Below are 22,231 nucleotides of genomic sequence, written 5' to 3' on the forward strand. Positions count from 1 at the left end.
CCTATTCCCCTCCGTTCTCATTATATTTATATACTTTCGTTGCACGATAATATAAGTAAATTAACAGAACAGAGAATAGAACAACGATAATCGATAACGCAGATCCAAACGGCCAGTCACGTGCACCTAAGAATTGGTTTTGAATAACGTTTCCGATTAATGCTACTTTCGATCCGCCCATCACGTCTGATACAACAAACATTCCGATAGAAGAAACGAATACTAAAATAGAACCAGTCGCAATTCCTGACATTGTCATCGGCACTGTTATATTCCAAAATGCCTTTATTGGTGTTGCTCCTAAATCATAAGCCGCTTCTAGCTTACGCTTATCTAGCTGCTCGATTGCTGCATACACTGGTAAGATCATAAAAGGTAATAAAGAATAGACCATTCCGAGTATTACAGAAGGAGTATTATATAATAAATTTAACGGTTCACTAATAATACCAAGCTTTAATAACAACGTATTCACAAGGCCTTGTGAACGTAAAATAACAATCCATGCGTATGAACGAACAAGAAAGTTAATCCAAAACGGGATCGTTGCCAATAATAAAAGAATAGAACGATATTTGCGGTCAACAATTGTAATTGTATACGCAAATGGATAACCAATTAATAAACATATTACTGTAGTAATAACTGCGATTTTAACAGTTTCCCATAACGTCCCTAAGTACAATGGATCAAACACACGGGATATATTCTCTAACGTAAATTGCATTTCTACTGTCCCGTAAGCTCCGCGCTGCATGAAGGCGAATCCTAATACGAATACGAGCGGGATTAGGAAGAAAATTAATAGCCACGCGACTGTAGGTAGTGCGAGTAATTTCCCTTTTTTCAATTTAAGGTCACCTCGTCCTCTTGCTCCCAGCCTACATATACATTATCTCCAATGCTCCACTGCGCTGCCTCTTCAGCAGTTTGATATGCCATTAGTAATTCTGATGTTTTCTCATCACGTACATAAAGCTTCTCCATATTTCCGACAAACTCTATATCTTCAATATGTCCAAGATGGTATTCTTTTAAAATTGGTTCTTCAACCGAACGTACTTTTACATTTTCAGGGCGAATTGCTACATAGCCTTCCCCGTTTTTCACAATATTATTTTCACCGATGAATGTCGCAACGAACAATGTTTTCGGCTTATTATAAATTTCTTTCGGCGTTCCGATTTGTTCGATATGTCCTTTATTCATAACCACGATACGATCGCTCATGCTCATTGCTTCTTCTTGATCATGCGTTACGTATATGAACGTAATTCCTAAATTACGTTGTAAGTTTTTCAATTCACGTTGCAAGTCTTTTCGTAACTTAAAGTCAAGCGCTCCAAGTGGCTCATCTAATAGTAATACACGCGGATTATTTACAATTGCTCTTGCAATTGCAACACGCTGCTGTTGTCCACCAGAAAGCTTCGCAGGTTTACGATTACGGAACTCAAGTAACTGCGTTAAACGCATTGCCTCTTCAGCACGCTCTTTCTGCTCTGCTGCTGATACTTTCTGCATTTTCATACCAAAACAAATATTCTTCTCCACTGTCATATGTGGGAATAGTGCGTAATGTTGGAACACTAGGTTCATATGACGCTTATATGGCGGCAAATCGTTAATTCTTTCATCATCTAATAAAAGATTCCCTTTAGTTGGAGTTTCAAATCCTGCGATCATACGAAGTAAAGTCGTTTTCCCGCAGCCACTCGGCCCTAAAATTGTTAAAAACTCTCCCTCTTTAATATCTAAAGAAAGAGGTGGGATAATCACTTGATTTCCAAAATGTTTTTCAACTGCTTCAACTTTAATAATCTTTTTCATTTTCCCGTCCTATCTACCTTAAATTTTTAATTTTTATATTCATGAATAAATATTTATGTTCTATAGACTATTTTTTGTTTCGATCCAAACAAAAATGGTTATTTAGCAAGCGTTCGTTTCTATTCTTTATGTAGTATGTTTGATTCATTTTCGCATGATACATAACGTCGAACAGAAAAACCCCTTCCATTGCGAAGGGGCTATTATCATACGGCTGCGCCTACTGATAAACACCATCATCATTTTAACAACTTTCGTATGAATTTTAAAGCACTTTTTGTAGAAGAGTAACGAATTTTCATGTCGAATGCTGTAGATTGGGCTAAAATGCTTTTATAATGTGAAAAAGTCCGAAAACTTTCTTTCCCATGATAACCCCCTAATCCACTACTTCCAACACCCCCAAAAGGTAAATATGGCGTGGCAAGATGATAGACAACATCATTAATACAGCCTCCACCATATGAAATATTACTCGTCACTTTCTTTTGTACTTCTTTATCTTCAGAAAATACATATAACGCTAACGGCTTCGGATGTTGCTGAATTGTGCCAATTACATCTTCTATGTTGTCGTACTCTATGATTGGTAAAATCGGACCGAAAATTTCATCTTCCATAACAGCATCTTGCCATGTAATATCCGCTAGTACTGTCGGTTCAATATGTAATGTATCTTTCTTATAGTTTCCACCAATTACGACTTGACCATCTTGTAAAAATCGACATAATCGTTCAAAATGACGTTCACTTACAATACGCACGTAATTTTCATTTTGCAAAGGTTCTTTACTATACTGCTCTGTAATTTCATGTCGCATTGCCTCAATTAGCTTTTCTTTCACAGAAGAATGCACGTACATATAATCAGGCGCTACACACGTCTGCCCTGCATTTAAAAACTTACCCCAAACAATTCGTCTGGCTGTCATCTCTATCTTTGCATCTTTATGTACAATACAAGGACTTTTCCCGCCAAGTTCTAACGTAAGCGGCGTCAACTGTTTCGCTGCTGCTTCCATTACAACTTTTCCAACGCCAACACTACCAGTAAAGAAAATATAATCAATTGGTTCCCTCAACAAAGATGTACTCTCTTCAACGCCACCTTCTACTACCGCTACAAGCTCTTCTGGGAATAACTCACCTAACATTCTCTTAAGCACTTTTGAAACGCTTGGCGTTAACTCTGACGGCTTTAAAACGATTGTATTTCCAGCTGCCAGTGCTCCTACAAGTGGTGCAATTGCTAATTGGAACGGATAGTTCCACGGTGCAATAATAAGCGTAACACCATACGGTTCTGGCACTACTTTTCCTTTTGATCCAAAATGAGTCAGTGCTGTTCGAACTCGCTTCGGTTTACTCCAAGATGACATATGTTTCAATTGAAAAGAAATTTCTTTTAATACATACCCAACTTCAGTTGTAAACGACTCGTGAACTGACTTATTTAAATCTAATTTCAATGCCTGAAATATTTCTTCTTCAAAACGCTGAATGCCTTCATAAAGTTTCTTCAAATTATTCTTTCTCATTTTCATGCTTCTCGTATGCCCTTTTAAAAAATATTCCTTTTGCCTACTTACAATAGAGGAAATACTCATTCACTCACCTTCTCCCACTATTTTTATCCAATTCTTTCATTATTTATATAGACTTCATATATAATAAATTTCTATTCTTAAAGTTACATTATATATGACTTTTTTAGCTATATAAAATTCATTGCTCAAAAAAAACTACCGAAAGAAAATCTCTCGGTAGTTTTACTGTATTAACGATATAAACGAACAGCACCTGCAGAATTATCATCAGCTTGTCCTACTACTTCAAACTTCAGACCAAGCTTCGGTAAAATACGTCCTGCATCTGGAATCTGTTGATTAATATACGTTTTAGAATCATCAAACTTTGGTACACCTGCTAAGCCATCATACGTAAATGTTCCACGCGTTGGAGATACAACTTTCCAAGCTGGCGTTTTGTCGAATGAGAACGCTGCATCAGCGATTTGGAATCGTGTACTACTCTTAACTGTTGGTTTACCATTTAAAGTACCAACAATTGCTTCTGGGTGAGAATCAACTACACCAAGGAAACCGTGTCCTGGATGTACACCAACCCAGTTATCTGTGTAAGCTGAATCTGCATACCATACAACCATACCAGTGTTATATTCAGGACCGCGAGCAAATTTCAACGCGTTATCTGAACCAGCATAGTTTCTCCACTCAACATAATAGTTATGTTTTTTCTTCTCTGTTCCGTTAGATACAACGAAACCGTCTAATTTTAATTGTGGTGTACCTTCTGCGTCATCAGAGAATACTACTTTCCCATCTACTGTTAATGAAGCATTATCAAGAGCGAATCCATTTAATGCTAAACCGCCATCAGTAATGTAATCAAATGTTAATTTTACTTTCTTACCTTTGAATTGGCTTAAATCATATGATTTGTCAATCCATTTTCCATTTGTCGAAGCTGCATTTCCGCTATTCGCTTTCTCACCAAGTCTTTCAATTAACGTTTGTTGACCGTCTTCTGTTACAGCATGTACCTCAAGGAAATCGTACTCTGCTTCAATTTCATATAATGATTTGAAATCAAATTTCGCAGTCGTTGCATTCGTTAAATCGAACAGCGGTGTTTCCATCTTCGTATGAAGATCATCACCTTTTGTACTGTAGTAATACTGTTTTCCAAATGCCGGCTCAATTGTTTTTATATCTTTGTCTGGTAAGTTAACACGAATCATACCTGGACGGTTAGATTTCGTAACACTTTGGTCTAAATATGTTGCTAGACCGATACCTTTATTTAATTTCTCGTAATCTACTTCTACGATATTTGCCCAATTACCACCGATTGTTTTTTGGAAATACTCTTTATTTTGTGGTGATAAACTCGTTGGTGTTGTTCCAGCAATTTTACCAGCCCAGCTTCCGCCACTCATAATAGACCAAGCTTCAATCGGCTCACCTTGACCGCTATATTGTGTATCATACTCATCTGGTAAACCTAAATCATGACCATATTCATGTGCGAATACACCAACTGCGCCATCTTCTGGTTCAATTGTGTAGTCGAATGCTGCCATCTTTCCGCCCCAATATGGAACTTTCGCTTGTGTACCTTCAATTGCGAATGGTTTTGGTCCAACTGTCCAGCGGTGTGACCAAATTGCATCATCACCTAATTTACCACCGCCAGCTTCTTGTCCAACACCCGCATGAATAATCATTAAGTGGTCAATTAAACCGTCTGGTTGATTTTTATTTCCATCACCGTTTACATCATATTGATCGAATTGATCAAACTGTGATAAATCAAGACCGCTATCTACAGCTGCTTTTAATGCGTCTTTTACTAGATCACGTGGCCCTTTTGGTCCTTTATTATCATGACCGCCGCTAGCAGCATCTGCACCGTAATCAGCAGCCTTACCAGGAACTGTCAACCATTTTGTAACTGTTCCATCTACAGTGTAACTACCACCAGATTGCTCTTCGTAATATTGTTTAAACGTTTCAATTTTACTTCCATCATCTAACGTGAATGGCTCGTCACCGAATAACATTTTTTCATAGTGTTCTTTATTAAAGTCTTCCGAATACATATAACCAGGTTCTTTATCAATATTGTTATGTTTGAAATCAGCGTACTCTACAAGTAAAACGAGTACTTTATCTTTACGAACTTCGCCGTTATACTCTTTTTGCTTTGCCGGAGAAGTTGGCACTTTACCGTTTAGACCACCTTTAACTGGGCCTGTCGCTGCAGGTGTCCCTGTTGCTGGTTGATTTAATTTTTCTTTCGTTTCTGCTTTCGCATCTTTCACTTTCTTTAAAAAGTCGGATGCATCTTTCGTAAGTTGGTCCCCATTCGCTGCTTCTTTCCCAGGATTTTCACCCTTTTTGTTCTCTACATACTTTTCGACTGCTTTCTTTGTTTCTGTCTCTGAAGCCTTCGAATCAATTACCCCACGTTTTTTTAATGCATCTGCTAAACGTTCTTCCGGAATTAAATGATCATCAACTGGGCTCGTAGCTGTTTTATTCACAGGCGTTTCAGCATATGCAGATTGAGTGCCAGCTCCGAATGAAAGGCCTAATACAGCTGTCAATGCGATTGATGACAAAACTTTGAACGGTTTCTTGTTCATCCCTTATTTCCTCCCCTAATAAATAATATGTATTACAAATTGAATTTTATTAAAAATTCAATATTTTTTCAATATTTAGTCATATTATGTAATGTTTTTAATATATTTGTAAAAATTTCATAGTTAGCATACGAATATATCACAATTCAACAATGTTTTCTGAAAATATTGAAAGTTTTTATCGAACAATTTATAATTTCCATAGAGGGAGTTTAATGGGGATTTTATCTTTGTTTCATCTACACAATATTTGATAATTCACTATATAAAACACAAAATCGGATTTCATTATCATGTATTCTGTAGCAGCAATTATGACCGATAATTAGGGAGGAATTACATTTGTACAAAGATAAGACAGACGCACTGGATCAAGAATGGATTGATTTAATACTTGAAGCTCTAGATGCTGGTATCGCCATGCAAGACATCGAGCAATTTTTCCAACGTATGAAGCCATCCAGTCAGGCTCAATAGGTTTGTTCTTTTTAACGAAGTTTATGTTATAATAATGACATCATAAGACAACTACATATTGATAGAAAGGTGCGCAAATATGATTGGAGAACGTATAAAACGCCTTCGTTTACAAAAAGGGATTTCATTAACTGAACTTGCCGAAAAAGCTGGCGTTGCTAAATCTTACATTAGTTCTATAGAACGAAATTTACAAAAAAACCCTTCCATTCAGTTTCTTGAAAAGATCGCAGCAGTTCTACAAATTCCAGTTGATACTTTACTTCATGATGAAACAACAAAGGAAACTAACCTAGACTCCGAATGGACACAACTCGTTAAAGATGCAATGAACTCTGGTGTCTCCAAAGAACAATTTCGTGAATTTCTTGAATTTACAAAGTGGAAGCAAAATCAAAAATAATAATAGAAAGAAGTGCTTACAACCAGCACTTCTTTTTCTTTATAAAAAAAAGCGGGAATACCCGCTTTTTTTATTATTTTTCTTCCCCAGCTTCTTGGTTAGCATTGAATGTCCATTCTAAATTCAATGTATCACCTTGGAAGATATTTTGGTCTTTTCCATCATCTACAAATTCAAATTGTACCCATAGATAATCCTCTGTACCAGCTGCTAATCCACCCTTTTCTCCCCACTCAGGAGCAAAGATATCTTTAGCTAAAAGATCTGGATCAACTTTTTGTAAGTCTGCTAAAGTTGTTTCGTATACAGGCTCACTTTGTTTATCCCAGTTCCAAAGGAATTTTACTTTAACGTGCTTACCAAAGTCTTCACCAGCATTATCACCTTTTGCATCTTTAACAGTATACTTTGTTGCTAATTTAACGTCTTTAATAGTTAACGAACCGCTGTTTTGTAATAAGAACTCTTTCTTAACAGAATCCCCTGGTTTTAAATCTTTAATATCTACAAGCGTCTTAGGGTTTAATGTAAGGTCTAACGTCCCAGCTGCAAATGTATTATTTGATACTTCTTTATCGCTAAAGAATGCAAATGTTCCTCCACCAATTAAAGCTAACCCCAATGCTGCTGATGCAACTCCCATACCTAATTTCTTTTTCAGACTCACAATCAATTCCCCCTAGCTTTTTTTATATTTTTATCACTTATTTTTCAATAAGAGATGTAAAGAAAACTATATTAGCTTAGCTAATATGCGTTCTTTTTTAAAAACCTTATGTTCATTATAACGAACAACCCTATATAAACACAACACATATTTATTAATATTTTCAGTTATTTTTATTTCTCAATATTATTTAGACTTTTCAGAAAAAATAATGATAATTTATAACTTTTTTCACACTCAAATCATTTAATACTATAAGAAAAAAGAAAAACAAAGAGGTGAGGGCTAACGTTCCCTCACACTCGTATAAATATTACTAGCTTTGCTTATTCGTTCATAATCTCTTGCACCACATTCTTGTTTTCCAGCTGTTTCACTAAAGCTGTTACTCCGCTTTCTTCTGTTCTTCTATTTTCTTCTGTTCCTCTGCTTTCTTCTGTTCTTCTATTTTCTTCTGTTCCTCTGCTTTCTTCTGTTCTTCTATTTTCTTCTGTTCTTCTACTTTCTTCTGTTCTTCTACTTTCTTTTGTTCTTCTACTTTCTTTTGTTCTTCTACTTTCTTTTGTTCTTCTACTTTCTTTTGTTCTTCTACTTTCTTTTGTTCTTCCGCTTTCTTTTGTTCTTCCGCTTTCTTTTGTTCTTCCGCTTTCTTTTGTCCTTCCGCTTCAATTGCAACGTTTAATTGTTGCTGAAGAGCCTGAATTTGCTCATCAATAGCTTTCAAGCTAATTTCTTTCTCAATATAGTCACGCTTCTCTTTGATACTGCGGAAGCCTTCATTTACATATATGGACACTTGCTGCATCGACTCATCTTTATTTACCTTTAATTCTTCTTGTATTTGATTGTAAGGAGCTTCTATTTCAGTATATACATTTTGCAGGGCTTCCTTCTCAGCAACAATTTTCTCACGCCCATGTTGCCATACAGAAATCGCCTGTTTTATTTCTTCAATAGAAGTTGCTTTCGATTTCCCCTTCATCGTTCCATACTCACGCTCAATAAACTGTTTATGTTTCTCAGATTGCTCTTTTAACGTATTAACTGTTTTCGGAAATATAATTGCTGTAGAAAGCGTCGCTTCTACTTTCGTTTCATGAATGAACGCCGCTTCTGTATGTGTCATAATTTGAGATCCTAAATAAAACGTAATAGAACACATACACGGCAATATAAGCATCTTTTTAAAATTACGCGGTCTTTTCAGCATCTTAATCTCTCCCATCGAACATTACGTTCTTTATACAGAACATTATCTATATTATAGTAAAGAACTATTAAAATTGATAGACAAATACTAGAAAAATAGAAAAAGGGCTATCCATGTGATAGCCCTTTTTCTTATTATCTTTCTTCACCTGCTGTTTGTTGTGCATCAAACGTCCAATTTAATTGTAACTTATCGCCTTGGAATTGATTTTGATCTTTTCCATTATCAACGAACTCAAATTTCACTTTGAATTTATCAGATTTACCTGCTGAAATACCTTTTTCATCCCAGAACCAAGCCGATAAATCATTATCTACAGCTGTAAGTGTGTCACCTTTTAATTTATCTAAAGTAGTTTGTTTCACAATTGTCTCATGCTTATCTACATTTTTTAAGAATGTTACTTTAATATGTTTACCAAAATCATCTTTATTATCTTTCTTTACATCTTCTACATTATAATCTGTTTTCAGTAGAACCTTTTTAATATCTAAAGAGCCTTTATTTTCTAGTTTAAATTCTTTTTCAATTGTATCCCCAGGTTTTAAATTCGATACGTTAACAACTGTTGATGGATTTAATGCTAAATCCAGTGTTCCAGCCGCAAATGTATTGTTTGACACTTCTTTATCACTGAAAAATGCAAATGTTCCTCCACCAACTAACGCTGCTCCTAGTACTGCTGATGTAATACCCATTCCTAATTTTTTCTTTAAAGTCATGTCCATATCCCCTTAATATATATTTGTTAACTTCCTAAATGGAAAGTATAACCAAACAAACTAGACGGATTGTTCTACTTTTTTATCTTTCTTTTCTCCGTCAATGCTACGAATAGCACCAAAAATAGAAATCGCGGAATAACCAAGTAAAAAGACTCCTGGAATAATAAGAAGTAATGCTGCTCCCGCTTTTGAATTCGCATAATTCAGTAAATAACCAACATACGGAACTGTAATATCTGCATACTTTCCAACTACATTTTCTGCAAGTACTGGCTCTAAATCTGGTCCGTTGTTGTTATCCCCTTTTGTTTCATACATTACTTTTCCATTTGTATCTTTCACACCGATAATACGGTGAGTGATAATTTTTTGATCTTTCTCTTTAAAGGTAATAACATCACCTTTTTGATATTTAGAACCATCTTTGTTTGGTTCTATTGCAATGATTGATCCTGTTAAAAACGTCGGCTCCATTGATCCTGAAAGAACGCTCTTAAATTGATATCCCATAACTGTCGGATCACCACCACTCGCTTTTGAAGAAATAACTACAAAAGCTAAAAAAACCATCAATGCAAATAAAACAAATGAGATTGCGTTGCTAATTACCTTCCAAATTAATTTCATCGTCTCTCTCCCTCTCCGTTGTTTTATATTATTTGAAGTATGCAATATCCATTTTGTTCTTTAACAAGAACACAAGTAAATGATATAACGAACTTCAGGTTATTGCAATAAGAAAATTTACAATTATTAGTTAAATGTATTTTTAGCATAGAAAAAGACTGTGATAAAATCTCCACAGCCCTTTTTACTAATACGTTATTTTTCTTCTGTTTTCATTCCTTTTGTATTTCGGCGTAGCACTACATATAAAATGGCTCCAAATAATACAATCGCACCTATCCCAACACTTATCACTTTCACATTTGAACCTTTTACTTCAGGCGCAGTTGTATATTTTTTAGGCATCACAAAAGTGACATCTTCTGTTGAAAGAACATTTACCGTCGCAATTGTTTGATTATTTTTCGTAATATCAACTGCACCAACTACCTCACCACGATGGATTCCTTTATGATACAAAGATTCTTTATCTAATGAAGCTGCCCGGAAAATAGTTTTCACATTTTTCCCTTCATCTTTCTTAAGCATAAGTTCTGCACTTTTTTCAAGTTCACTATTAATATCTTTATTTAAATATGTTGTTTTTTGATGCCAACTATGTTTATCTAGTACAGTTTGCTTCACAAATTGACCAAAAGAATAGTCCGCCATCTGCTTCAAATCTTCATAAATTTCAGGTCTTTGAGAAGCCATTACTACATTTATAATACGATTTCCATCTTTCTCATTTAATAAAACAAGTGTATTACGCGCTTCATTCGTAAACCCTGTCTTACCGCCAATGCTATATGGATTTTCAAAAAAATTAGATTTATTAAAAATAGACACCGTCTGCCTAGACGTCGTAACTGTCGTTCTTTTCGTATTCATCGCTTGTAAAATTTCAGGATACTTTTGCACACCTTTCGTAATCATAGCCATATCATATGGCGTCGTATAATGATTCGGATCATGCAATCCATTCGGTGTTACAAAGTGACTATCTCTCGCCCCTAATTGCTTGGCTTTCTCATTCATCATATTGGCGAAATTTTCAACACTCCCGCCAATCCGCTCCGCAATCGCATACGATACATCATTCGCACTCAGCACCATTAAAATCATAAGCGCAGTATTTCTATTAATTGTCTCCCCAGGTTGGAACTCAATTTGATAATTACTCTTCTCTTGATCTAATGCTAATTGTGAAAATGCAAATTGATCCTCTGGCTTCGTATGCTCCATGAGTAAAATCGCTGTTAATACTTTCGTCATACTAGCAGGAAATGCGCGGTGATGTGCGTTTTTGTCATATAAAACATCTCCTGTTTTCGCATCAATCGTCGTTGCAAACTGACTAAAAACATTCGGCCCTTCCGCAGGTGGTGGTGCAACTTGTTCTGGATTTACTCCAATATTCGTCTCAGCACGCAATGTTATAGGCGTCAAAAAAAACAAACAAATAACTGTAATAAAAACCAAAATTTTCTTAAAATTTACCATATGACTCTCCCTTTTCCATTTACTCCTTAACAAAATAATAAATCTACCAATCACATGTAATTTGTATTAAACTGGAAGAATTTTCACTATTTTTTACTATATCATATTTTTACGATAAAGAACATAAATATACAATAAAAATAAGAAGGAATTACTCTTTCTTATCCTTCTCATCAATCAACGAATCTATTAACTTTTGACTAGCTTCCTCGGGCGTAATCTCATCTGTTATCCCCATAAACGACCAACCTTTAGAATCGACCCACTCAACAAACTCTTGTAAAAATTCATCATGTGTAACATCCACATCAAGAATCGATCCATTAATCGAAATCGTTCTATTTCTAGACACGCGCATCTTGAACGTTTTTCTTACCATTACAACTTTTCTCCCTCTACTTCTGAATATTTATAAAGTGAAACTTTAATCAGCCCTCACCAATCAGGCTTTTACGAGCAGCCCGCCCCCCAACCTAACTTCTTTGCTTTTGCTGAATTTTGAGGTAAGGGATCTTACTGCCCGCAAATAGCGGAATAAAATAATCTTGTATCTCTGTTATACATGATTTTCAGTAAATTGTAAAAAGGATATATTGGCCAATTGGCATATTGAAACTGAAAATCTATCATTCTGCAAAAATATTAAATGATATGTAATTGATCATAAATGACTAAATAGATTCACATAAAAATAAAACAACTTACATTTCACCACACCAAATACAACTGACTTTCGTAAAATGCAATGGAGTATACTAGAAGAAAACTTAAAATGAGGAGGAACCTCATGGCGCGTTGTACGTATTGTAAAACGAAGTGGACAATAAAAGATGTATGGTCAATACTCGTGACATTTGAAAAAGATTGTCCGTATTGTTTTGTGAGACAATATCTATCAAAGAAAACAGTGAACGCTATGCCAGAACTTATAAGCTTACCTTTACATTTCTTACTCCCTTTTCTTGTTGATTTGAGTGCTGAAGGTCCTTTGGATTGGTATCGTAAATAATATAACCTCTACATCCAAAGACTACTTTCTACTGAATTCGCTTCTCATCATTATTCCTTCATACATTACTAGCATAATCGCTTATACTTTCCCTTTTGAAGATCCTGTATCTCAGCAGAAAGGGTGTCCCCTGGACAAGGTTTATCAATTATGACTTTAATAAACGATGATATATGTATACTGTTAAACATAAAAAATTAGCATTAGATTCCACTCAAATATTAATTGAAACCCAACACTGCTTGTATTCTGTAATTCAGAATACAAGCAGTGGTTTTTTATTATGCATTTTTGCATACAGTATGATTTTCTCTTGTAAATAGATAATAATGGTATATAATAAAGTCAACATTTTACCAATAAAAGGTAATAAAAAGAGGTGTGATAAGTAAATAACCAAAACGTATTAACAGATTTATTCTATGTAAATTATGATACATATACGGATCAAAACTATGAAATTATATGTAGAGGTTAGATTACTACAAGATGAAAGATTCATAGCGAATACACTCGAGGAAAAAAGCGTTCGATTAGATTAATGTTATAAAACTACTTAATGTGATATCTATGGAACGAATTGAGAATATACTTAGGGGGAATTTCAAGTGAAAACATTTGGTAAAGTATTATTAACAGGAGCTTTAGCTTTAGGTGGTTTAACAGCTATGAACATTGATACACCGAAGGCACATGCTGACGGAGCAAGCGAGTTCTGTCGTTATATTTGTGGTCCTAGCGAAACGTTGAATGGTGTTACAGTTCAAGTACACGCTACAGAATATAGCTTTGGTCAAAACGTAATTGCAAGAATTACAAATGAACGAGCTGAAGATATTCATTACAATGTCAGCATCGAGAAAAAATATGGCGATAACTGGGGAGAATATGATACTTTCTTCCATTGGCAAAATCAATGGGTTCCAGCTGGAAGTAATGATGAAATTTCTACTTTCACAGGATATGGCGAAAACATTTCAGACAATGGAACATATCGCTATAAAGTTGAAGTTGTAAGTGCTGACGGTTCTGTAGATACAATTTACACAGCAGGAATGACAGTTACAGGACGATAGCTCATGAACGAGCTCCATTATTTATGATTGTATTTTTGAAAATATCATTGATAATCGCGGTGATATTATTATAAAAAATAAGCTCTTCGGGGCTTATTTTTTATATAAAAATTGGAATGATAATATCCACAAAATTAAATCTTTACACCATTAAAGTTTATTGCTATTATAGGAATACATCAAATGTTACAATATTCAATAAATTATACAAATCCTTCGATTACACGAATGAAATGAAAACACATTGCTGATCGTAATATTTATAGTTGGGATCCCGTAGCTCAGCAGGGAGAGCGCCACCTTGACAGGGTGGAGGTCGTGAGTTCGAGCCTCTCCGGGGTCATAAAAAAAGAGACACCATATCAACCTTCTACGTGATATGGCGTCTCTTTTTTATCTAATTCAATTACTTCCCACCAAACATCTTCTCCAAAGACTTCGCATTTGCAAACAATACTTCTTTCAAGTTATCGTCAGCAACGATTTTATAGTCGCCATCTTTGTCTTTTTTTAAGTTCAATGTAACTTCGCGAGTTGCCATTGTTGCATCTTTATCCGTTAAGTTTTTGATGATAGTTGAGGTCATTGTTTTTTCGATCGCTTTTTCAGATTGTTCTTTGTCTTCGCTAAATGCGCTAGCGAAGGCCATTGGCATAACTTCTCCCACTGCTTTTGTTACAGCAACGGATAGATCAGCAGATGTAATTTTCACTTTCACTTCTGCTTTGTCATCCTTTTTTGATACTTCTTCTAGCTTTTCAAATTTAAAGTTTTTTGTAATTGCACTTAGCATTGCTTTTGCCTCAGCATCATCTGTTTTTTCATTTAGTTTATTAAATTCCTTGTCACTCTCAACAAATGTACGAGCCTTTTCTACATCACCTTTTTGTATCGCTGTTAAAAATTCTTCTGTAGTATCTTTCGGATTTGTACACCCTGCTAAAACACCTGCTGTTAATCCTACTACCATCATTAATAGCAATAATCTCTTTATCTTTTGCACGCTCATTCTCCTCTTATCTTTTCTAGTAAGTCAGCATCATACAATATTATGAAACTGACATTACAAACATTTTTTAGTATAGCATTTATATGATTCGTTTTCTATTAATTCCCAAAAAATAAAGGGCCTTGCAGCATTCCTACAAGGCTCTTTATCTATCAATCCGTATCCGTAGCACAAATGAACCACATTTTACGCTCCCTACTATCTAACACCACCCAAGTAACATCCCATGCAACATCGTAAAACCAATCTGTCCAAGGGCAATAGCTTTCGAACACTTTAATATCTTCATAGCGATCTTGGAACATATATTGACATACATTCACTGCTAATTGTTTTGCGATAACTGGTCGTTCCTTAAATCCTTCATATGCTCCGCCCGACAAAATTTGAGCGGCAATGCTACCATCAAGCATGACTGCCCATTGCTCTTTAAAATGCAACTTATATTTTTCTGACGTATGTATTTTTAACTCTTCTAAGCTATTGATTATATCTAAAGAGTTAAAGATTCTTCTAAAGAAGTGCTCGTGTCCATCTTTCCAATATGGTATTTCTTTGAAAAAATTTTCGTTATGTACTTTAAAACAGCTTATAACCGCTCCGCCATTTACGTTTTGTTCCTTAAATGTATGTATGAGTTTCTCAATAGATGAGTCATTCGTTTCTATTTTTTCAAACGTTCCTGCTTTCCATCTCATAACGCCCACTACTCTCTATTCAAAATTTGTTTCTTCATTATAAATATCAAAATAAAACCCAGCAACTTTAAGATTGCTGGATTATCTCTTATTTATATTTGAAAAAACAATAACAATTGCTCCAATTATATAATGCCCTGCTACCATCCACATACTCCGATCAAAAATCATAAGCGACAACCAAAGTAATATATTAATAGCAGCAAATAATACATATAAAATGAAGTCTCTCTTTTGTAGTGCCCCTCTATTCATTACAATGTAAATTGCACCGATAGGAGGCAAAATAAAGCAAAGGAAAAAGTTTTTCTTAACAACCATGGGTACGCAGTTGCTTTCTGCATATGAATCTCCTTTTCATCATAATACTTGCTTCAACATCGGCCTCACTACCCTATATTCATCACTATAAGTGTCCTTTATGATTAAAGGCGGGTATTCACTTTTTTCTTCCTCAATCATTGTGAATACTTCTGTTTTCTCTTGTAATGTATTAGATTCTCTATTTTTAGTAGGTTTTTTACTTGTTTTAATTTTCTTCGTTACTTCGCCAAGTTTTTGCCCAACTTCTTCAGCTTTGGCAGGTTCATTCGTAACATAGTATTCTTGTTCGTCCCATACTAATATAGGTGGCACTTGTTCTCGTTTGTTACATATTATATAAGTAGTACTAGCTACAAGTAGTAGACAAGTTAATAAATAGAAGATAGTTTTTTTATTCATATACTACACTCCTTATCTATCATTTCATTGGATTATATAATACAAATCATTTACAGTAAATGGATTTAGCCGTAATTTTCAGGTTAAAACATAAGAAAAAACCTTACCAAAGTAAGGTTCCGTTTTACCTTCTATAGTGACTGACTTATTAAAACAATCATTACAATAATCGCTATAAGCATAACAACTAAACAGCCGATTAATTTATAAAATCCTCGCTTCGTTAATGTCCCACCTTGAACATCTTTACGAATAAATAAGAATACGGCTAAAAATAATACAAGCCCAATGCCAAAAGCATACATCATTTGCATATGTTAATCTTCCTTTCTCTCTTCCATCTTAATATCTTTTTGCCAAAACAACAAATGAGATAAAGACGGTACTCATCGTAAGTGCCATAAGTATATTCAATAATTCAGTAGCAGATAGTGTAAGTATTTTTAAGTTTAAGCCGATAGAGAAAAGAAGATAATATGCTGTTAATGCAAAAAAGGTTACAAACATTCCTTTATAACGAATGAGTTTCATTCGCTCATCTTTTTCTTTAAATTGTGGGTGTAAGTAGCTTAGGCAGAAACTCATAATCATCATCCCAAGCAATGGATACGTTATAGCCGGCGGTGCAGAATGCGTCATTATACCTGTTAATATCATAAATCCACTCATAAATAGAAAGATAATTCCCATGATTACAAAGTACTTTTGTGAATAGTTCATTCTTACTCCTCCCCTTCTTTTCCTTCATAAATAAATACATGTTCTATCGTTGTCTGAAATGTTTTTGCTATTTCAAATGCTAGCGGAAGTGATGGATCGTATTTCCCTTTTTCAATTGAGATAATGGTTTGTCTGGAAACCCCGAGTTTCTCGGCCAGTTTTTCTTGAGATAGTCCAAATTTCTTTCGGTATTCGACCATTTTATTTTCCAAGGAAATTTCTCCCTCCTCCCATATATCGAGTATATATGTAAAGTAAACTTTACGTCAAGGTTCCTTTACATTTATTTCAATCAGTTTTCGTTCTATTTATATAGAAGAAACTTGTTCGATTTCAGCACGTCTATTTTTTAATAAAACATGGAACACTGTATGTAATCGTTACTATATTTCCTCCTCACCTTTTTTAAAATTTAATATCTCCATATTTGTTTTATCCTTTTAAAATATTTCATTTATTTCTTTATTTCACAAAATGCGTTATTTGTTTTACGGTGTTTTTCGTCATATTTATAGAAACTAACTGTTTATGGAGCATTTTTTATGTTTAGCAACTTTTTTTGTAGAAATCCTTCATTTTCCTTTCGATATTTAACACTATCGAAATAAAGTTTATGGTAAATTCATAATTTTTTATTTTTTATACTATATTCCGTTATATTGTTGTATAATATCTATGAAAGCGCTTATTATTTCAATATACATAATTCGAATCAACTTTTATCAAAACATTCCAATGATTATACTTATATTTACATGTAACAATTCTAGTTTTCAATGTAGGTATACCAAATATATCCACCCCATTTTTCTGTAAAATTACTTTATAAAGTGAAAGATTAACTTGGGTGATAAGTTATTGTGAATGTTTTTTTACAAAACAGATAAGTAATAGTGTTTGGTATTATGTAAATTATTGTAATAACATAAGAGTAAAGAAAACATTTACATTGATTATTGATTCATTACTTATTGAAAAAGAGCAAAATGCACCTTTGTATGGAAAAGGATTATATGCATTGGGAGGTTTAAACAAATGACGAGGAAGAATACAACGACAAACCCTTGGGCCAAGTTCCACGGTCCGAACCTTGGTTATGTGATTGAACAGTATGATCTTTACGTAACTGGAGCAGGTTCTGTTGATCCGGAATTACAAGAGCTTTTTGAAATTTTTGGAGCTCCTTCGTTTCAAGATGATGTCGTAACAGGGGACAACACAGCAACACATTTTTCTCCTCAAAACACAGGTAACATTGAAAAAATTCTTAAAGTCGTTCAACTTGTTGAGCAGATTCGTTCTTTCGGGCACACGTTGGCTCACATCAACCCGATGGAAGATGCTGCAAATGGACAATCTCTTCTTGAGAAAGCAATGAACGAACTGAGCGATGCTGACTTGAAAGCGATTCCAGCGAAAACAGTATGGCAAGATGCACCAGAAGGTATTCACACTGCACTTGATGTAATTCATAGATTAAAAGACGTTTATACAAAATCTTTAGCTTATGAATTTTCTCATATACAAGATAGTGAAGAACGCACGTGGTTGCATCAAATGGTGGAATCAAATTCATTGCGTCAACCACTATCAAATAAAAAACGAACTGCTCTTTTAAAACGTTTAACAGCTGTTGAAGGTTTCGAGCAATTCTTGCATAAAACATTCGTTGGGCAAAAACGTTTCTCTATCGAGGGCGTTGATATGCTTGTGCCTGTTTTAGATGAAATTGTTCTAGAAGGTGCTAAGAACGGCGTAGAGGATGTCATGATTGGTATGGCTCACCGCGGTCGTCTAAGCGTACTTGCTCACGTATTAGAAAAACCATATAGTCACATGTTTGCTGAGTTCAAACATGCAAAAATAGAAGGCGCAGTAGCCAATTCTGGCTGGACTGGCGACGTAAAATACCACCTAGGTAGAGAACAAGTCGTTAGTAACGAAGAAGTTAGCACTCGCGTGACATTAGCAAATAACCCGAGTCATCTTGAGTTCGTGAATCCTGTAGTAGAAGGTTTCGCACGTGCTGCTCAAGAGAATCGTAAAAAATCTGGTCTTCCAGATCAAGATATTTCAAAATCATTCGTAATTTTAGTTCATGGTGATGCTGCATTCCCTGGTCAAGGTATTGTATCTGAAACGCTCAACTTAAGCAGATTGAACGCGTATCAAACAGGCGGAACGATTCATGTTATCGCAAACAATGCAGTTGGTTTTACAACTGATAGCTATGATTCTCGTTCTACGAAATATTCAAGTGACCTTGCAAAAGGTTTCGATATTCCGATTGTTCACGTGAACGCTGATGATCCAGAAGCTTGTCTTGCAGCTGCTAACCTTGCGATTCAATATCGCATGCTGTTCAAAAAAGACTTCTTAATCGATTTAATCGGTTACCGCCGCTACGGTCATAACGAAATGGATGACCCAGCGGTTACGCAACCACAAGTGTACAAAAAAATTAAAAATCACCCAACTGTAAGAGCAATTTATGCAGATCAATTACAAGCTGCTGGTGTTCTAAATGCAGATGAGATTGAAACAATTACTCAGTTTACGCAAGAACAATTAAAATCCGATTATGCACAAGTACCGCCAGCTGATACGAGCGATGCAACAATTCACGTTAAAGTGCCAGATGTTGTTGCAAAAGGCATTCAACCAATTGATACTGGTGTTGAGATTGATTCACTTCGTGCAATTAATGAAGGTCTACTATCTTGGCCAGAAGGCTTTAACGTATATCCGAAAGTGAAGAAAATTCTTGAGCGCCGTAAAGATGCTTTAGAAGAGAACGGTAAAATTGAATGGGCACTTGCTGAGTCATTAGCATTCGCTTCTATTTTACAAGAAGGTACGCCAATTCGTTTAACTGGTCAAGATTCACAGCGTGGTACATTTGCGCACCGTCATATCGTATTACACGATACTGATACAAATGAAACATATTCACCATTACATCGCTTACCAAACATTAATGCATCATTCTCTGTTCATAACAGTCCGTTATCAGAGGCTGCTGTTGTTGGTTACGAATATGGTTATAACGTATTCGCTCCAGAAACTCTTGTTATGTGGGAAGCGCAATATGGTGACTTCTCAAATACTGCGCAAGCATTATTTGATCAATATGTTTCAGCTGGAAGAGCAAAATGGGGTCAAAAATCTGGTTTAGTTCTTCTATTACCACACGGTTATGAAGGTCAAGGACCAGAGCACTCTAGTGCACGTCCAGAGCGTTTCTTACAGTTAGCTGCTGAAAATAACTGGACAGTTGCAAACTTAACGAGCGCGGCACAGTACTTCCATATCCTGCGTCGTCAAGCATCTATCTTAGGAACAGAAGCTGTTCGACCATTAGTACTTATGACGCCGAAGAGTTTATTACGTCACCCACTTACGCTTTCAACTGCTAGTCAGTTAAGCGAAGGACGTTTCCAACCTGCTTTAGAACAAGAACACCTTGGCATGAAACCAAATAAAGTAAAACGTCTTGTTTTAAGCACAGGTAAAATGGCGATTGACTTAGCAGCAGAAATCGAGTCTGGTAAACATGAGTACAACTTAGACGAAGTTCATGTCGTTCGTATCGAGCAATTGTACCCATTCCCTGCTGAGAAAGTTCAATCTATTATTAAACGCTTTAAAAACTTAGAAGAAATCATTTGGGTTCAAGAAGAACCTCGTAATATGGGCGCATGGCATTACATGGCTCCAATTCTGTTCGAACTTGCTGGAGATAAAGTAAAAACAGGTTACATTGGACGTCCTGATCGCTCTAGTCCATCTGGCGGCGATCCATTCGCTCACAAAGCTGAGCAAGAACTAATTGTTGCACACGCTTTAGATGTGAAGTATAACTTCCGTCAAGATAAACAAGAAATTGAAGTTTTCAGCAACTAAAAAGTAATAATGAAGGTTTCTAGCTTGTTCCCTGGGCAGATATTCTGCCCAAGGCCAGGCTAACAAATGGAGATTACCGAAGACAAAAGAAGAAAAAACACACCGTTAGGCAAATAAGGGGAGGACATTTAAAATGATCGAAATTAAAGTACCTGAGCTTGCAGAATCTATTACCGAAGGAACTATTTCACAATGGCTTATCAACGTAGGCGACAAAGTTGAGAAAGGCGGCAGCGTTGTTGAGCTTGAAACTGATAAAGTCAATGTAGAAATCATTGCAGAAGATTCAGGTATTGTATCGAAGTTACTAGGCGAACCTGGGGATACAGTTGAAGTTGGCGCAACTATCGCAATTTTAGATGCTAATGGAGCACCGGTTGCAGTAAGTACACCTGCACCACCTGCTGAGCAAGCAAAACAAGAAACAGCTGAAGCACCGAAAGCTGCGGCTCCAAATGCTGAACAAGCTACGGGTCTACAAGGCTTACCAAATACGAACCGTCCTATCGCATCACCAGCTGCTAGAAAAATGGCTCGTGAATTAGGAATCGACTTAAACGACGTACGTAGTACAGATCCACTTGGACGCGTGAGACCACATGATGTACAAGCTCATGCTGCCGCACCAAAAGAAGCACCAGCTGCTCCAAAAAGTCCAGCTCCTGCTCCAGTTGCAAAAACAGAATTCGAAAAACCAGTTGAGCGCGTGAAAATGTCCCGCCGCCGTCAAACAATTGCAAAACGCCTTGTAGAAGTTCAACAAACATCTGCAATGTTAACAACATTTAACGAAGTTGATATGAGTGCGATCATGGAATTACGTAAAGAGCGTAAAGACGCTTTCGAGAAAAAACATGATGTACGTCTCGGCTTCATGTCATTCTTCACAAAAGCAGTTGTTGCAGCATTAAAACAGTTCCCATTATTAAATGCTGAAATTCAAGGTGACGAGCTTATCATCAAAAAATTCTATGATATCGGTATTGCAGTAGCAGCTCCAGATGGATTAGTTGTTCCAGTTGTACGCGATGCTAACCAATTAAACTTCGCTGAAATCGAAAGTGAAATTCGTAATTTAGGTATGAAAGCACGCGATAACAAACTTTCATTAAAAGAACTACAAGGTGGTACATTTACAATTACAAACGGTGGTGTATTCGGTTCTCTAATGTCAACACCAATCCTAAATAGCCCTCAAGTTGGTATTTTAGGAATGCATAAAATCCAAGTACGCCCAGTTGCAATTGATAACGAGCGTATGGAAAACCGCCCAATGATGTACATTGCTTTATCTTACGATCACCGTATTGTTGATGGTAAAGAAGCAGTTAGCTTCCTTGTTGCTGTTAAAGATATGCTTGAAGATCCAAAATCATTATTATTAGAAGGTTGATAGATTAATAATCTAATATATAAAGGCTGTAGAATACATCATTCTACAGCCTTTTTTTGCGTTCATACGGGACAAATTTCATGACATAAGATAATAATGTATGCCTAAACG

23 protein-coding genes and 1 tRNA gene are annotated in these 22,231 nt (G+C 35.7%); 7 read left to right on the plus strand and 17 right to left on the minus strand.

The genetic code is table 11. The annotated features are described in order from the left end of the window. Position 1: 1 nt before the first annotated feature. The 4 genes from potB to inhA1 form a co-directional block, all read right to left on the minus strand. Complete coding sequence (gene potB, locus C4S65_RS05665) at positions 2–850, minus strand: spermidine/putrescine ABC transporter permease PotB (protein WP_000715500.1); 849 nt, start codon at positions 848–850, stop codon at positions 2–4. Next, a complete protein-coding gene (gene potA / locus C4S65_RS05670) occupies positions 847–1,830 on the minus strand; it encodes a spermidine/putrescine ABC transporter ATP-binding protein PotA (RefSeq protein WP_000720333.1) in 984 nt (327 codons plus the stop codon). Before potA ends, potB begins: the two co-directional genes overlap by 4 nt. Before the next feature lie 239 nt (positions 1,831–2,069). After that, the gene (locus C4S65_RS05675) at positions 2,070–3,437 is read right to left on the minus strand and encodes an aldehyde dehydrogenase (protein WP_000028387.1); all 1,368 of its coding nucleotides are present in this window, start codon (positions 3,435–3,437) and stop codon (positions 2,070–2,072) included. Between the two features lie 170 nt (positions 3,438–3,607). Further along, positions 3,608–5,998 (minus strand): M6 family metalloprotease immune inhibitor InhA1, encoded by a 2,391-nt coding sequence (gene inhA1 / locus C4S65_RS05680; RefSeq protein ID WP_061668019.1) that lies wholly within the window; start codon positions 5,996–5,998, stop codon positions 3,608–3,610. A gap of 342 nt (positions 5,999–6,340) precedes the next feature. Between inhA1 and C4S65_RS05685 the strand changes: the two genes are divergently transcribed. Beyond that, complete coding sequence (locus C4S65_RS05685; RefSeq protein ID WP_000276219.1) at positions 6,341–6,475, plus strand: anti-repressor SinI family protein; 135 nt, start codon at positions 6,341–6,343, stop codon at positions 6,473–6,475. A 79-nt stretch (positions 6,476–6,554) separates the two neighbouring features. Continuing rightward, positions 6,555–6,878: a helix-turn-helix domain-containing protein gene (locus C4S65_RS05690; protein WP_000578885.1), complete on the plus strand. Its 324-nt coding sequence runs from the start codon at positions 6,555–6,557 to the stop codon at positions 6,876–6,878. A 73-nt stretch (positions 6,879–6,951) separates the two neighbouring features. Here C4S65_RS05690 and calY read toward each other — a convergent pair whose 3' ends face one another. From calY to C4S65_RS05720, 6 genes are all read right to left on the minus strand, one after another. After that, positions 6,952–7,545: a biofilm matrix protein CalY gene (gene calY / locus C4S65_RS05695; protein WP_000053713.1), complete on the minus strand. Its 594-nt coding sequence runs from the start codon at positions 7,543–7,545 to the stop codon at positions 6,952–6,954. A gap of 385 nt (positions 7,546–7,930) precedes the next feature. Next, entirely contained in the window at positions 7,931–8,755 is an 825-nt protein-coding gene (locus C4S65_RS05700) for a DUF4047 domain-containing protein (RefSeq protein WP_142391525.1), read from the minus strand. Between the two features lie 134 nt (positions 8,756–8,889). Beyond that, positions 8,890–9,477 carry a CalY family protein gene (locus C4S65_RS05705; RefSeq protein WP_000172852.1) on the minus strand — a complete coding sequence of 196 codons (588 nt, stop codon included), beginning with the start codon at positions 9,475–9,477 and terminating at the stop codon, positions 8,890–8,892. Between the two features lie 60 nt (positions 9,478–9,537). Next, positions 9,538–10,107: a signal peptidase I gene (locus C4S65_RS05710; RefSeq protein WP_000767802.1), complete on the minus strand. Its 570-nt coding sequence runs from the start codon at positions 10,105–10,107 to the stop codon at positions 9,538–9,540. Positions 10,108–10,302: 195 nt separating this feature from the next. Further along, complete coding sequence (locus C4S65_RS05715) at positions 10,303–11,589, minus strand: D-alanyl-D-alanine carboxypeptidase family protein (protein ID WP_103945165.1); 1,287 nt, start codon at positions 11,587–11,589, stop codon at positions 10,303–10,305. A gap of 151 nt (positions 11,590–11,740) precedes the next feature. Next, entirely contained in the window at positions 11,741–11,968 is a 228-nt protein-coding gene (locus tag C4S65_RS05720; protein ID WP_000251862.1) for a hypothetical protein, read from the minus strand. 408 nt (positions 11,969–12,376) lie between these two features. Between C4S65_RS05720 and C4S65_RS05725 the strand changes: the two genes are divergently transcribed. From C4S65_RS05725 to C4S65_RS05735, 3 genes are all read left to right on the plus strand, one after another. Next, positions 12,377–12,598 (plus strand): hypothetical protein, encoded by a 222-nt coding sequence (locus C4S65_RS05725; protein ID WP_000090230.1) that lies wholly within the window; start codon positions 12,377–12,379, stop codon positions 12,596–12,598. A 608-nt stretch (positions 12,599–13,206) separates the two neighbouring features. Further along, positions 13,207–13,674 carry a hypothetical protein gene (locus C4S65_RS05730; RefSeq protein WP_016082408.1) on the plus strand — a complete coding sequence of 156 codons (468 nt, stop codon included), beginning with the start codon at positions 13,207–13,209 and terminating at the stop codon, positions 13,672–13,674. Between the two features lie 270 nt (positions 13,675–13,944). Beyond that, positions 13,945–14,017 (plus strand) — tRNA-Val (locus C4S65_RS05735). A gap of 63 nt (positions 14,018–14,080) precedes the next feature. On the opposite strand, the gene C4S65_RS05740 is transcribed toward C4S65_RS05735, so the two are convergent. From C4S65_RS05740 to C4S65_RS05770, 7 genes are all read right to left on the minus strand, one after another. After that, on the minus strand, positions 14,081–14,677 hold the full coding sequence (locus C4S65_RS05740) for a hypothetical protein (RefSeq protein ID WP_001169501.1): 597 nt from the start codon (positions 14,675–14,677) through the stop codon (positions 14,081–14,083). A gap of 158 nt (positions 14,678–14,835) precedes the next feature. Beyond that, positions 14,836–15,381, minus strand: a complete 546-nt coding sequence (locus C4S65_RS05745) for a hypothetical protein (protein ID WP_061668021.1) — start codon at positions 15,379–15,381, stop codon at positions 14,836–14,838. Between the two features lie 81 nt (positions 15,382–15,462). Continuing rightward, complete coding sequence (locus C4S65_RS05750) at positions 15,463–15,702, minus strand: hypothetical protein (RefSeq protein WP_003306512.1); 240 nt, start codon at positions 15,700–15,702, stop codon at positions 15,463–15,465. A 39-nt stretch (positions 15,703–15,741) separates the two neighbouring features. Next, positions 15,742–16,104, minus strand: coding sequence for a hypothetical protein (locus tag C4S65_RS05755; RefSeq protein ID WP_001036581.1), 363 nt, complete (start codon positions 16,102–16,104; stop codon positions 15,742–15,744). A 131-nt stretch (positions 16,105–16,235) separates the two neighbouring features. Then, positions 16,236–16,418, minus strand: a complete 183-nt coding sequence (locus C4S65_RS05760; protein ID WP_001178295.1) for a DUF3976 domain-containing protein — start codon at positions 16,416–16,418, stop codon at positions 16,236–16,238. Between the two features lie 28 nt (positions 16,419–16,446). Beyond that, the gene (locus C4S65_RS05765; protein ID WP_001109901.1) at positions 16,447–16,824 is read right to left on the minus strand and encodes a hypothetical protein; all 378 of its coding nucleotides are present in this window, start codon (positions 16,822–16,824) and stop codon (positions 16,447–16,449) included. 2 nt (positions 16,825–16,826) lie between these two features. After that, the gene (locus C4S65_RS05770) at positions 16,827–17,036 is read right to left on the minus strand and encodes a helix-turn-helix transcriptional regulator (protein WP_000428510.1); all 210 of its coding nucleotides are present in this window, start codon (positions 17,034–17,036) and stop codon (positions 16,827–16,829) included. An 823-nt stretch (positions 17,037–17,859) separates the two neighbouring features. Here C4S65_RS05770 and odhA point away from each other — a divergent pair. Next, entirely contained in the window at positions 17,860–20,727 is a 2,868-nt protein-coding gene (odhA, locus tag C4S65_RS05775; RefSeq protein ID WP_097888304.1) for a 2-oxoglutarate dehydrogenase E1 component, read from the plus strand. 133 nt (positions 20,728–20,860) lie between these two features. Further along, positions 20,861–22,120: a 2-oxoglutarate dehydrogenase complex dihydrolipoyllysine-residue succinyltransferase gene (odhB, locus tag C4S65_RS05780; RefSeq protein ID WP_098301434.1), complete on the plus strand. Its 1,260-nt coding sequence runs from the start codon at positions 20,861–20,863 to the stop codon at positions 22,118–22,120. Positions 22,121–22,231: the final 111 nt, after the last annotated feature.

Origin of the sequence: Bacillus sp. ok061 (assembly GCF_900108285.1) — a bacterium.
In the GTDB taxonomy this organism is placed as follows: domain Bacteria; phylum Bacillota; class Bacilli; order Bacillales; family Bacillaceae_G; genus Bacillus_A; species Bacillus_A thuringiensis_S.